Below are 12,313 nucleotides of genomic sequence, written 5' to 3' on the forward strand. Positions count from 1 at the left end.
GCGCTGTTGCCCGCACCGTGCCACCACGATCGTGCAGGCCATCCTCGTCCTGCAACTCATCGAAGAAGGCCGCTACTCAGGATGAAAAGTGCTCAGTGTCACTCTGGTGTGCCGTTCGGCTCTCGTGCTCACGAAGCAGTCTGTGAGGGCTTAGAACTGATGGACGGGAGCTGGGTCGGCCCTGGCCAACGTCTACCCAACCAGTTCCCTGCTCAATGGCAGGCGTATGCGATGGCTGCTGAATCGTTCTTGTGAGGATCAAGGGCGGCGCTCCGCGCCGCCGGCGCGGCCCTGCGCTTGGCCGCACGCTGCGCGTGCGGCCTGAAGGCCGTTCTCGCGCACGGCCGTGCTCGGGCCGCCTTCTGGCCTCCAGGTGACCGCAAGTGCGCCAAATGCGTTCCGCCTAAGAAGACTGCGCCGTCTGCGAGTTTCAGAGAGACCGCCGACAACGCGATAATCCTGAAAATCAGCGTATTCAGTAATGTCATCCGCCATGGCAGACAGTCTCAGTTCTTCATCATATTCCAGAGCTAAGCGCGTCTCGGCGGGAAACACAGATTATACTCTCTGATAAATTGGTCCTCGAAAGCACCATCGCTATCTTTTCTGATGATATCCTCCACCTCATAATCCGTCAGCAGGACGGCGGAGTCAACTATAGTCCTCATGCAGCTATCCAGAAATTGATAGGGTTTAGTTGAGGTATCTCCGAACTGAAAGGCCGGTCCACGGAAGCCGCGATGACGATACGAATACGAGTAAGTATAGATTCGCTCGTCGGCCTTAATGTATGCCTGAACCGGATAATGCTGGGCAAGCTTGATCGTAAGTCTCTTTCTCTGCTCTTCCATAAGTCCTCTTTCCCAATCGTGAAGCATAACGACCTCGTTGGCGAGATCTTTTATCCTTCCAGCCCAACCCGCCCTTTCGCCTACTTCTTCTCTATATTGCAGTTGCATTGCCGGAGCCCGAGGGTCGTGGATTACTATGGTAATCTTCCCTGGTCGCGCAAGCACTTTATTGAAATCTTCCAAAAGGTGTAGACACTCGTCCAACTCCAGCCTGATGCGCAGAATAACAACTTCGGTAGAGGACCCTATCTCTGCCCCCCAATCGTAGTTCGACGTGTGAGGCAATATGCGCTCCAGGCCAACGTTGGCAGCCTCGGCTATTATCTGACTGTTATTTGCCTTATCTACTCTTGCAGATAGGCTTGTTGTCGCTTCTCTAAGGCTGGCCAGGGCTACCCCAAGGCCTTCGACGATCGATCGGTTACGCGCCAAGACGACCAGAATGCCACCCAAGGCGAGTAGAACGGCAGCCGTAACTACATCATCACTCGCCCAGCCGAATATTTTTATTATCGCCACAAAGACCACGAGAAATGCCGTAGAGGCCCAGTCGTAATTGTCGCGCAGGAAAGAAAATATTCTGCTGGTCATTTTCGCTCCGACCTGCTAGTCAGATTGCGCTACACCTATCTGGTGTATCTGGCCGCACCTTAGTAGGGTGCGCCGCAATCCGTGGGTCGCTTGCGCATGGAGTTTTCCAAGGTGGCATTCTTGTCTGATGTCGACCGTTCGCTCCAGGAGCCAAACAAAAACCCGAGGCGGTGCGTTAAGCTCGCCAAGCCTAGGCATAGCGGAGTCTTGACCCATTCTGAGGGCCGTCTCATCGCCACTTCCAACGCTACGCCTCGATTGGTCGCTATAAATCCCTGCGAAGATGATATGACCGTAAAATGGTTGTCGATCGTGCGGGCCCCATGGCCAGCCGCCATCGCGCGATCATCCGCGCGTGCTGGAGCGGCTTGGGTCCTCGCCCGGTCTCATCAGGCACCTTGACCTGCCTGATGGAGTGGGCAGTGAGGAGCCGAAAGCTACTAGGCAAGTGATCAAGACACTGTGGTGCGTCTGCCTGTAGACATGATCGTCTTGGTTTCCAAGAGGGAATACCTGTGAGTCCAGCCTTCCCAGACATCTTCCGGCCCGGCAGTTGCAAGACCGGTTGCATCGAAGGCGCTGGTAATGCCTTGCGGTCCGGAGTGAATCTTCGCCATCTCGCCCCGGCACCTGCCGCCTCGACAGCATCGTTGCATGTCCGTTGCGTGCCCAATGGGCGGGGAATATGGGGAGTCGGAGGCGAAGGTAGGCCGTCCCTATTTCACGCAACCTGGCCTCGTCATGGCACCAGCGGCATCCTTTGTCCTAGTCAAAGACGCCTCCGGCCGGGGCCTCAGGCTCCGAGATGATCTCGACAAGCCCAACGCAGTCAGTGGCTGAGGTGGGCCGGCGCTTCCCGTCGCCATCGCCCCAGGACAAGCCGAGCAGACCAAGGGCCGGAGGTGAAGGTTGTTCTTCCAGTCGGGAGCTCCACCTTCACCTCCGGCCCTTGCCCCGCTCCCCTGACGGGTGGGCCGACGGCGACGGCGAGATCCTGCGGGAGGGGTGCGTGCGTCCGCACGGGAACAGCTGCGTAACCGCAGGTACGGCACTGGACACGACCCTGCGAGTGTTCCCATAGGGCTTGGCCCTCGTCATGCGCACCTGGCTAGAAGTGCCAGTAACGTGACCAGCTATGAGCGAGGCGACAGAGATTCTGGTCTGGGTGATCAAGTGGGTCGGTGTGGTCATAACGATCATCGGCGCGTTCATCGCTGCACCTGATGCAGCCCAGTCTCTGTTCGGAGGATCCTGGAAGTGGGTCAAGAGGCAGGCCCGGAAGGTGTTACCCAAGAAGACGAGGGTCGTTGCGATCGGCACAGCCTACGAGGCCAACGCCAGCGGCAGCCTCAGCGTCCGAAAGTCTGGTGGACATAACTGGCCTGAAGATGCCCGTGTGGATCAGCAGGTAGCTATGTTGCGGGCCTACATCGAAGACGTCGAAGTGCGACTGAACCAGACTATGGACGCCGTTGCTGCAGAACAGACGACTAGAGACGCGGCCCTCCACCAGTTGAAGGGAGAGCTTCGCGGAGAGATCGACCAGGTTAGAGCACTGATCGACCAACAGGAACGCGAAGCAGTCAAGATCGATACGAGAGGGATGTTCCCCATCGCCATCGGTGTCCTCTTCGGTAATGTCCCTGAATTCCTCGCCAGCTGGCCGGGCTGGTACTTGCCCTGGCTATGGCCATTCGCCGGGCTTGGTGTCACCATCGCGATCGCCGCGATAGCCCGGAAGGACCGGCGCCTGATCGACAGCGCTCCTAGACTGAGCGATCACTAGCCTTGCCTTATGGACAATCCGGATATCTCACCTGAGTTGATCATCCTGACCCACATGAACAAGTGGGTCGGAGTCATCATCGCCCTTGTCGGGGCATTCATCGCGGCCCCGGACGGCGCGCGACTGATCTTTCAGTCCACTAATATGGTGTGGGGTGCGAAAACCCGGGTGCGGCCTCTGGTCTGCGGTTATCCGCCTCGTCTATGCGGCCCGCTGGTACTGGTTGATCAGGCCGTCGAGTACCTGCCGGCGTTGCAGGCGGACCTGATCGGGATCTCCGGGTGGAGCAGGGGTATGTGGTGGTTGAGGTGGTCGACGGTCTCGTGAGCGATGGGGACGGTGGCGGTTGTAATGCCGTTCGTATGCCTGCAGGACTCGGCGGAGATGGCCTTCGTCGTAGATCAGCATCCGGTCGGTGCATTCTCTTCGGATGGTGCCGACCCAGCGCTCGGCTATCGCGTTGGCCTGCGGTGCGCGAACTGGTGTTTTGATGACTCGGGCGCCGAGTGAGGTGAACACCTCGTCGAAGACCGCGGTGAATTTGGCGTCGCGGTCGCGAATGAGGAATCTGATGCCCTCGGCCCGCGCTCCCTGGTTCATGACCAGGTTGCGGGCTTGTTGAGCGACCCAGATTCCGGTCGGATGCGCCGTGATGCCCGCGATGTGGACCACGCGGGTGGCGTGCTCGATGAAGAACAGAACGTAGAGCCGTTTGAGGAAGACGGTGTCGACGTGGAACAGATCGCACGCCCAGATGCCCTCGGCCTGCGCTTTGAGGAACTGGCCCCAGCTCGGGCCGGTGCGACGTGGTGCCGGACCGAGACCGGCCTTTTTGAGGATGTCGCGTACGGTGCTGGGCGGTACCCGAAGGCCGATGCCGGTCAGCTCTCCGCTGATGCGCTGATAGCCCCTTGAAGGATTCTCCTGGGCCAGGCGCAACACCGCCTCCCGGACCTCTGCGCGGGTAGAGGGACGACCCGACCGTTTGGAGGGGTAGGTCCACCGGCGCGTCACCAGCGCGCGGTGCCAGCGCAGCAACGTCGCGGGGGTAACGAAGAAGACGTTCCACGACGAGCGGGGAAGCAACCGCGACAAGGCCGCGAGGACGACCCGATCCACCGGCTGGAGATTAGGCCGGTTCACTTGACGGCGTAGCACGGCGACCTGATGGCGAAGCACCACGATCTCGGCCGTCTTGGCCCGATCACCGCGGCCCAGCAGGACCAGAAGCTGAAAGACACGCCCGAGGATGAGGTAGAGGAAGGACCACGACACCGTCAGCAGGATGCCCGAGACCCCACCATGCTCGAACCACGAACCCTCAGGTCAACCTCACCGGCTGAGTTTCCGCACCCCACACGGCGCCCAGGCATTGCACTCCAAAGGACCTCCGTCTCTACCCAAGGTCAGTGCTCGGCAGTTCGCGCGCTTGGATCACTCGGATTGAGGGTGGAAAGCCCGACGGCACCTTGGTCTGAATTCGCCATAAAGCCGTCGGCGTCGATCCTTCTTCTGGTCAAGGGAGTGCCTGCACATGGCTGCGATGGCCAAGCGGCGATTACTTCTTACTCGAGCCCGTCCGATAGTCATGTCTCGCAGAGCGTGATCATAATGCATGTCGGGCACCTAGGCAGAGAGATCGAACCACTGGTCGCGTGGGCGAGCGGTCCGGGACGCGCGGTCCTGCATCATTACCTAGACCCTTATATCGCCAGTGTGGCGAATCGTCGTTCAGTTGACCCGAAACAAGCATCTCAAGAAGGGATCTCGGTCATGACCCAGCTTAATCTGATCCAACTCGCGTGCTCCCGCACGGAGGACAGCGGTGAAGACGAAGTTTACATCAAGGTAAACGGCTGGCGCGCATGGCCGGACTCGGGCGCATCCCAGATTGGACCACACCAGATGGTTCCCATCACCAGGAGCTTCTCTTTTGACCAGGACTCCATGAGCATCGAATTGGTCGACGAAGATACCGAACCCATTGATCCGGACGATAGCCTCGGAACGCACACAGCCCGAGAATCCCAGAAAGGCTTGGGAGTGATGCAAGCGATTTTCGAAGGCAACGGCTGCCATTACAGACTCACCTATTCGGTCACATAAATGCGACAAATAGCCAAGGCGTAATGGCTGCAGTGAACGCTTTTCATTCTTACGCCGCCTGCGCAACGCGGTGATTCTGCAGGACGGCGATGGCCTTGCACAGGTGGCCGGCCTTGGAAGGGCAGCACCGTAGCTTTCGAAGGATCTTCCAGCTCTTCAGCTGGGCATTCGCGCGCTCGCCGGGGCCGCGGAGCCTGGCGTGGGAGCGGTTGGCTCGCTTCTGGGACTCGGGTTTGTTCTTGCCCTTGTACGGGGTGCGGACCGGCCCTTCGGCTCCTTGGTAGGCCTTGTCGGCCAGGGTGATGATCCCGGCCTGTTCCAGGGCGCGCAGGATGCCCCAGATGCGGGCGGCGCTGAGGTCGTGGGTCTTGCCCGGTAGTGCGCCCGAGGTCCACAGGATCGTTCCGTCAGGTGTGGCGATGACCTGGATGTTCATGCCGTGCACGCGGTGCTTGCCGGAGAAGTACGGCCGGTCGGCGGCGACCCGGTCGATGTGGATCAGCGTGCCGTCCAGCACCAGGTAGTGCAGCCCGGCTTTGCGCGCCTGGCGCAGCGTCTGTCCGAGCTTGGGCGAGCGTGCCGACAGCAGCATCACGGTTTCCTCCATATACCGCCACGCCGTGGTTGTGGAGACCCCGAATCCGGCTCCGAGTTCGGAGAACGTCTCTCCCTTGCGCAGGTAGACCAGCACGAGCAGGGCTTGCTGTCCCGGGTTGAGCAGCCGCCAGGTGGAGCCGATGACCCTGCGATGCCGGCGAATGAGGCCGGCGACGTAGTTCAGGGTTGAGCGCGACAAATCGACGGCAGCACGATAGAACAGCATCCGAGGCCCCTGGTTGTGACGGATGTGATTGTGGTGATCAACCCGTCTACCAGGGGTTTCGCTATGTCATCAGGTGAATATCGACCTTGCGATCATGCTGTGATCAGCAGCCCGCCACAGGGGGATGAAAACGGATCAGTAAATGTGTGCCTGATGCAGATTTCGGTCGCCGTTGACATCCGGATCCACCGGTTATGGATCAAGCCATCCCAACTGGCCACGTGAATCTAAAGTGTCAATCCCCCGGAAACGTGGAGACGGTTCTATGCCACAGCGGCTCTGAGCAGGGCCGATGAGGCTTGTCTCTTTTCGATCATGTGACGTTCGAATGTGATGGGCGGCAGGCCGTCGTTGGCGCTGTGCCGCCGGGTGGTGTTGTAGAAGTCGGCGATCCAGGTGGCGATCTTCAGGCGGGCTTCGGCGCGGGTGCGGATCCGGTGGCGATGCACGTACTCGACCTTGAGGCTGCTGTTGAACGCCTCCGCGGCGGCGTTGTCGAGCGCGCAGCCGACCCGGCCCATGGACTGCACGACGCCCAGGCGCCGGCATAGCTCCTGGTGGCGGGCGGCAGTGTATTCCGAGCCGCGGTCGGAGTGGAAGATCACTCCGTCGATGTCGCCGCTGCGGGTGGCCGCCGCCATCTGCAGCGAGGCGCAGGTCAGCGCCGCATCGTGGTGCTCGGACATGGCGTAGCCGAGCAGCCGGCGCGAGAACAGGTCCTCAACCGTGGCCAGGTACAACTTGCCCTCATCGGTGCCGATCTGCGTTACGTCGCCGCACCACAGCACGTCCGGCGCGACCGCGGTGAACTTCCGGCGCACCAGGTCCGGTGCGGCGGGCCGCCTGCCCTGCCGGGTCAGTGAGCGCGGTTTGCGGTGCACCCGGCCGGCCAGGCCGAGCTCGGCCATTCGCACCGCCACCGTATTCTCCGACACCCGCCAGCCCGCCTCGTGCAAGTCATGGGTGACGCGAGGCGAACCGTAGGTGCCGCCCGATGCCTCGAACGAACGAATGATCTGCGCATCCAAATCGGCCCGCCGGCGCTGGCGGGCGGTCGGCGCGTCGACGCCGATGCGGTTCTTCCACTTGTAGTACCAGGACTGGGACACGCCCAGCGCCCGGCAGGAGGTGATGTGGTCAATGTTGTGCTCGGTCTTCTGGGAGCTGATGAAGGCCGCCACGCTTACCGGCCCATCGCCTCTTTGACCCACAAGACCACGGAACGCTTGAGGACTGTGAGACTGAAGAGGCACCGCCCGCCACGCCAGGGTCTGACCCAGTTTGAGACTGGCCACTGTGCCTTGGTGATGACCTGTCGCCCTGGCCCGGGCAGTGCCGCCGGACCAGGCGCGGATGTGTCCCCATAGGGGCCTCGCCATATGCATCATCACAGTCCTGACCTCCTCGCCCGGCCGGTGACCACCACGTCCCGTGCCTGTGAGGAGATCCGTGACCCACTCCGCCGACGACCACACCGTCCCTGCCAAGGCCGATGTTCACGAGGAGATCGTGCTCGGCGTGGACACCCACGCCGACATGCACGTCGCGGCAGTGATCACCGTCATGGGCGTGCTCCTCGGCACCCAGGCGTTCCCGGCCACCGCCGCCGGCTATGCGGCACTGCTGGACTGGGCGCGCGGACACGGCCGACTGCGGCGGGCGGGGGTCGAGGGCACCAGCTCGCACGGCACCGCGCTCAACCGCTACCTCCGCCGCCATGACCTGCAGGTCCTGGAGGTCAACCGGCCCGATCGGGCCCGGCGGCGACGGCGCGGCAAGACCGACGCCGTCGACGCCGAGAACGCCGCGCGAGCGGTGCTGTCACAGCAGGCCACCGCCATCGCCAAGACCGGCGACGGCGCCGTCGAGATGATCCGCATGCTCAAAGTCGCCCGAGACTCGGCGATCAAGGCCCGGACCCAGGCCATCAACCAGCTGCGGGCCGTCCTGATGCGAGCCGACCCAACACTGCGCGACACGATGGCCGCTCTGGGCCCGGCCACCCTCATCCGCACCTGCGCAGACCTGCCCACCACCGAGCACCACACCATCGACGACACGGCCCGCACGGTGCTGCGCATGCTCGCCCGCCGCATCCTGGCCATGACCGAAGAGGCCCGCGCGCATGAGCGAACGCTAGTGGCGATCATCACCGCACGCGCGCCGAAACTGCTCCAGCAGTACGGGATCGGGCCGGACACCGCCGCCGCACTGCTCATCACCGCCGGCGACAACCCCGACCGGCTCGGCAGCGAAGCCGCATTCGCCGCCCTATGCGGCGTCAACCCGATCGAGGCATCTTCCGGCAAGACCGTCCGGCACCGGCTCAACCGCGGCGGCGACCGGCGCAGCAACAGCGCCCTCTACACGATCGTCGTGACCCGCCTCGGCCGCGATGCGCGCACTCGCGCCTACGCCGAACGCCGCACCACCGAGGGCAAATCCAAGAAAGAGATCATCCGCTGCCTCAAGCGCTACGTCGCCCGCGAAGTCTTCCCCATCATCAACGAAGCACTCTCACCTGCGGATATCTCGGCCGCTGCGGCTTGACAAGCATAGGGGCGTCATCACGCTCGTCTTCCAGCTCGGCGCGTTCCTTCTCCCACGCCGCCTTCTCACGCGCGTGCTGCTTGACCAGCTCGGCCTTTTTCCCGCCGTAGCCGGGCCAACTCCTCCTGCTCGGACTCCTCCAGCGCCTTGCCCCCGTTGCCGTTGTACTGCTCGTCCAACCGGTCCATCTGCACCCAATTGTGCAGCGTGTACGGGCTGATCCCCAGATCCCGCGCCACCTGGGCCACGGGCTTACCGGTCTCCTTCACGATACGCACCGCGCCCGCCCGGAACTCCGGATCAAAGCGCCGCCGCGTGACTGCTGCCACGACCAAACCTCATCCGGTTCGGTCTCCACGCTACGGGGGGAAGGCCAAAAGTGAGAATGGTCAAGGGATGCCATTCAGCCCATGGTTGCTCGTTGGATGCTCGTCGGCACCTGATACGGCATAACACCGGGCGGCATTCTTGGACATTTCGAGCGCGGACAACGCATGACATCGCAACACAATTAGACACGATGCGATAGTGGTCGGCATTGAGAACTGCGACTTTTAATCCGTAGGTTCCGGGTTCGAGCCCCGGGCGCCCTACCACTCCATACCCCGCCTGACCTTGTGGGGTGCGGAAACCCGGATGCGGCCTCTGACCTGCGGTTATCTCCACTACGTCTATGCGGCCCGCTGGTACTGGTTGATCAGGCCGTCGAGTATCTGTCGGCGTTGCAGGCGGACCTGATCGAGGTCTTCGGGCGGAGCAAGGGCATGTGGTGGTTGAGGTGGCCGACGGCCTCGTGAGCGATGGGGACGGTACCGGTTGTAATGCCGTTGGTATGCTCGCAGGACTCTGCGGAGATGGCCTTTATCGTAGATCAGCAGCCGGTCGGTGCATTCCCTTCGAACAGTGCCGACCCAACGCTCGGCTATCGCGTTGGCCTGCGGGGCGCGAACTGGTGTTTTGATCATGCGGGTGCCGAGTGAGGTGAACACCTCGTCGAAGACCGCGGTGAATTTCGCGTCGCGGTCGCGAATCAGGAATCTGACGCCCTCGGCCCGATCCCCCAGGTTCATGACCAGATTGCGGGCCTGCTGAGCCACCCAGGCTCCGGTCGGATGCGCCGTGACGCCGGCGACGTGGAGCGCCCGGGTGGCGTGCTCGATGAAGAACAGAACGTAGAGCCGCTTGAGGAAGACGGTGTCGACGTGGAACAGATCGCACGCCCAGATACCCTCCGCCTGCGCTTTGAGGAACTGACTCCAGCTCGGGCCGGTGCGGCGTGGAGCCGGGCTGAGCCCGGCTCTTTTGAGGATGTCGCGTACGGTGCTGGGCGGTACCCGAAGGCCGACGCCGGCCAGTTCGCCGCTGATGCGCTGGTAGCCCCATGTGGGATTCTCCCGGGCCAGGCGCAACACCGCCTCCCGGATGTCCGCGCGGGTGGAGGGACGGCCCGGGCGTGGGGAAGGGTAGGTCCACCGGCGCGTCATCAGGGCGCGGTGCCAGCGCAGCAACGTCGCCGGGGTGACGAAGAAGACATCCCACGACGAGCGGGGAAGCAGCCGAGACAGCGCCGCGAGCACGACCCGATCCGCCGGCTGGAGATCGGGCCGGTTCACCTGACGGCGCAGCACGGCGACCTGATGACGAAGCACCACGATCTCGGCCGCCTTGGCCCGATCACCGCGACCCAGCAGGACCAGGAACTGAAAGACACGCCCAACGATGAGGTAAAGCAAGGACCACGACACCGTCAGCAGGATGCCCGAGCCCTCATCATGCTCGAGCCACGAACCCCCAGGTCAACCACTACGGCTGAGTTTCCGCACCCCACACGCCTGTCCACGTCCCAGCAACACCAGCCAGCCAAACACCCGAATCAAGGTCAGATACAGCAGACGAACCGACACAAGCCCCGATCTTGCCCTACCGCCCTCGCTGGTCAAACCCGCAGATCAAGCACCACGCGATGAGTTATGAAGCGGTACAGGTTCGTGGTACCGGGTCACGGGCTGGCGGGGTGGGAGCCGAGGTCGCGGACGGCCTGCGCGAGTGCGCGGATGAGGTCGGTTTCGGCTCCGCTGCGCCAGACCAGCGCGAACGGCAGAGCGTCCATGTCGCGAACCGGCAAGTAGACGATGTCGGGTCGCACCCAATACCGAGTCATGTGGGCGGGGAAGAGGTTGACGATCTCCCCCAGGCTGATCAAGGTGAGGATCTCCTCGGAGTTGCGCACCAAAGGGGCCGCGTTCGATCAGACGGCCCGCGCGGGTATGGGGCGGGACGAAGCTGTCAGCCCAGTAGTCCGGCCTCGATTCGACATCGGAGTGCTGGAAATCGCCGAGTACCTCCAGCGAGACCGACGTGCGTCGGGCAAGCCCGTGATCGGCCGCGACCGCCAGCACCCGCGGCTCAGCGAACAGGATCGGGCCGACGGTGAGATCGGGTTCCTCAATCGGCAGCCAGCAGACCAGGACATCGACCTCGCCGCGGCGCAGCACGGTGAACGGGTCCACGAAGGACGCCTGCTGAACCTGCAGCTTCCACCAGGGATGGCGGGCGCGGAAGACATCCCAGTAGGGACGCAGGTCATGGGCGTTGCTGGACAGCATGCCGACACGGAGCACAGCGGTGATGCCGCGAGCGGCCAGGCGGGCCCGTTCCAGGCTGTCGCGTAGACCAGCGTAGACCGGGCGCAGGTCGTCTCGGAGTTGGCGGCCGAGGGGGGTCAGGCTGATACGGCGGCGGTTGGAGCGGTCGAACAGCGGGGCGCCGAGGCGGCGTTTCTGCTGGCTGATCGCCTGGCTGATGCGGGCCTGGGAGACGTGCAGCCGGGCAGCGGTGCGGCCGAAGTGCAGTTCCTCGGCCAGAGTCAGGAAGATCTCGATGTCCCGCAGCTCCACCTGCATTCCCTTCGGTCGGAGAGGGCCGATAACTGTCGTGTTATCGCGGACGTGCGCGGATTCTACGTTGATCCACGTCACCGCTCCGAGGCAGGGTTAGCGTGCGAAACGACCCCGCCGCAGTTCACAGGACCTGGAGGAGGTCAGGCGCGTACCTGCTCGATGCGCGAAATGCGCGACCCTGTCGTCGTAGACCTTGATGCTCAGCTGCTGGCCGCACCCACGGAGCAAGTGGCCGCACCTGAAGGTTCTGCCGTCGTGCATGTCGCGAAACCGTTCCGCGGACAATGCGTCTACGGAAAGCGAAGCGCCGTACTGCGACCGAGTGGAGCGGAAGGCCTGGAGTCTCGGCCACAAGGGGCGTCGAACCGTTCCAGCACCGCAGCGGAAAGCGTCCCCTCACTCATCAGCACGACGACAAGGGTGATTCGGCCGCGTGGGTCGGTAAGGACGGCCTTGACCTGCTCGGCGTGGGTTTCGAACCGCTCATTGAACCGCTCGAACCTCTGCTGGTCGATCGAGGTAAGCCCGTCCCAGAACGCGCGAGCATCGTCGATGCCGAAGCCCGCGGTTCCCCTATCTTTCCATTTGCTCTGGATCAGGAGCAGGTGAAGACCGTTGTCGGCAAAAGCGATCGCATCAAGGTCTGAGCCCGGCAGTTCACCGCGAAGGGCATGCCCTCATGGCCGATCAGGAGTCGACCTGGCAG

Annotated in this window: 11 protein-coding genes and 1 pseudogene; 5 read left to right on the forward strand and 7 right to left on the reverse strand. The window is 62.9% G+C overall.

The genetic code is table 11. The annotated features are described in order from the left end of the window. Window positions 1-85, forward strand: a pseudogene (locus ACIBQX_RS48295) (IS5/IS1182 family transposase); the annotation flags it as partial. 445 nt (window positions 86-530) lie between these two features. Here the strand turns inward: ACIBQX_RS48295 and ACIBQX_RS48300 are convergent. Then, window positions 531-1,442, reverse strand: a complete 912-nt coding sequence (locus tag ACIBQX_RS48300; RefSeq protein ID WP_397017148.1) for a hypothetical protein — start codon at window positions 1,440-1,442, stop codon at window positions 531-533. 1,135 nt (window positions 1,443-2,577) lie between these two features. On the opposite strand from ACIBQX_RS48300, the gene ACIBQX_RS48305 reads away from it, so the two are divergent. Then, window positions 2,578-3,228: a hypothetical protein gene (locus ACIBQX_RS48305; protein ID WP_397017150.1), complete on the forward strand. Its 651-nt coding sequence runs from the start codon at window positions 2,578-2,580 to the stop codon at window positions 3,226-3,228. Window positions 3,229-3,429: 201 nt separating this feature from the next. Here the strand turns inward: ACIBQX_RS48305 and ACIBQX_RS48310 are convergent, their stop codons facing one another. Further along, window positions 3,430-4,503 carry an integrase core domain-containing protein gene (locus tag ACIBQX_RS48310; protein ID WP_397017152.1) on the reverse strand — a complete coding sequence of 358 codons (1,074 nt, stop codon included), beginning with the start codon at window positions 4,501-4,503 and terminating at the stop codon, window positions 3,430-3,432. Between the two features lie 174 nt (window positions 4,504-4,677). Here ACIBQX_RS48310 and ACIBQX_RS48315 point away from each other — a divergent pair, with 174 nt between their 5' ends. Continuing rightward, window positions 4,678-5,334, forward strand: coding sequence for a hypothetical protein (locus ACIBQX_RS48315; RefSeq protein ID WP_397017154.1), 657 nt, complete (start codon window positions 4,678-4,680; stop codon window positions 5,332-5,334). 49 nt (window positions 5,335-5,383) lie between these two features. On the opposite strand, the gene ACIBQX_RS48320 is transcribed toward ACIBQX_RS48315, so the two are convergent. Further along, window positions 5,384-6,157 carry a transposase family protein gene (locus tag ACIBQX_RS48320; protein WP_397017156.1) on the reverse strand — a complete coding sequence of 258 codons (774 nt, stop codon included), beginning with the start codon at window positions 6,155-6,157 and terminating at the stop codon, window positions 5,384-5,386. A 263-nt stretch (window positions 6,158-6,420) separates the two neighbouring features. Next, entirely contained in the window at window positions 6,421-7,338 is a 918-nt protein-coding gene (locus ACIBQX_RS48325) for an IS3 family transposase (protein ID WP_397017158.1), read from the reverse strand. A gap of 268 nt (window positions 7,339-7,606) precedes the next feature. Between ACIBQX_RS48325 and ACIBQX_RS48330 the strand changes: the two genes are divergently transcribed. Next, complete coding sequence (locus tag ACIBQX_RS48330; RefSeq protein WP_397017159.1) at window positions 7,607-8,707, forward strand: IS110 family transposase; 1,101 nt, start codon at window positions 7,607-7,609, stop codon at window positions 8,705-8,707. 65 nt (window positions 8,708-8,772) lie between these two features. Here the strand turns inward: ACIBQX_RS48330 and ACIBQX_RS48335 are convergent, their stop codons facing one another. From ACIBQX_RS48335 to ACIBQX_RS48345, 3 genes are all read right to left on the reverse strand, one after another. Then, window positions 8,773-9,036, reverse strand: a complete 264-nt coding sequence (locus ACIBQX_RS48335) for a transposase (protein ID WP_397017161.1) — start codon at window positions 9,034-9,036, stop codon at window positions 8,773-8,775. A gap of 342 nt (window positions 9,037-9,378) precedes the next feature. Continuing rightward, window positions 9,379-10,452 (reverse strand): integrase core domain-containing protein, encoded by a 1,074-nt coding sequence (locus ACIBQX_RS48340; protein ID WP_397017163.1) that lies wholly within the window; start codon window positions 10,450-10,452, stop codon window positions 9,379-9,381. Window positions 10,453-10,656: 204 nt separating this feature from the next. Beyond that, the gene (locus ACIBQX_RS48345; RefSeq protein ID WP_397017165.1) at window positions 10,657-11,604 is read right to left on the reverse strand and encodes a LysR family transcriptional regulator; all 948 of its coding nucleotides are present in this window, start codon (window positions 11,602-11,604) and stop codon (window positions 10,657-10,659) included. 287 nt (window positions 11,605-11,891) lie between these two features. On the opposite strand from ACIBQX_RS48345, the gene ACIBQX_RS48350 reads away from it, so the two are divergent. Continuing rightward, complete coding sequence (locus ACIBQX_RS48350) at window positions 11,892-12,254, forward strand: hypothetical protein (protein ID WP_397017167.1); 363 nt, start codon at window positions 11,892-11,894, stop codon at window positions 12,252-12,254. Window positions 12,255-12,313: the final 59 nt, after the last annotated feature.

Source organism: Nonomuraea sp. NPDC049714, from assembly GCF_044465295.1.
GTDB lineage: Bacteria > Actinomycetota > Actinomycetes > Streptosporangiales > Streptosporangiaceae > Nonomuraea.

Excerpts from the sequence above, each read along its gene's own strand:
- ACIBQX_RS48300 (WP_397017148.1), bottom strand. The coding sequence starts at position 1,442 with ATGACCAGCAGAATATTTTCTTTCCTGCGCGACAATTACGACTGGGCC.
- ACIBQX_RS48305 (WP_397017150.1), top strand. The coding sequence starts at position 2,578 with ATGAGCGAGGCGACAGAGATTCTGGTCTGGGTGATCAAGTGGGTCGGT.
- ACIBQX_RS48320 (WP_397017156.1), bottom strand. The coding sequence starts at position 6,157 with ATGCTGTTCTATCGTGCTGCCGTCGATTTGTCGCGCTCAACCCTGAAC.
- ACIBQX_RS48350 (WP_397017167.1), top strand. The coding sequence starts at position 11,892 with ATGCGTCTACGGAAAGCGAAGCGCCGTACTGCGACCGAGTGGAGCGGA.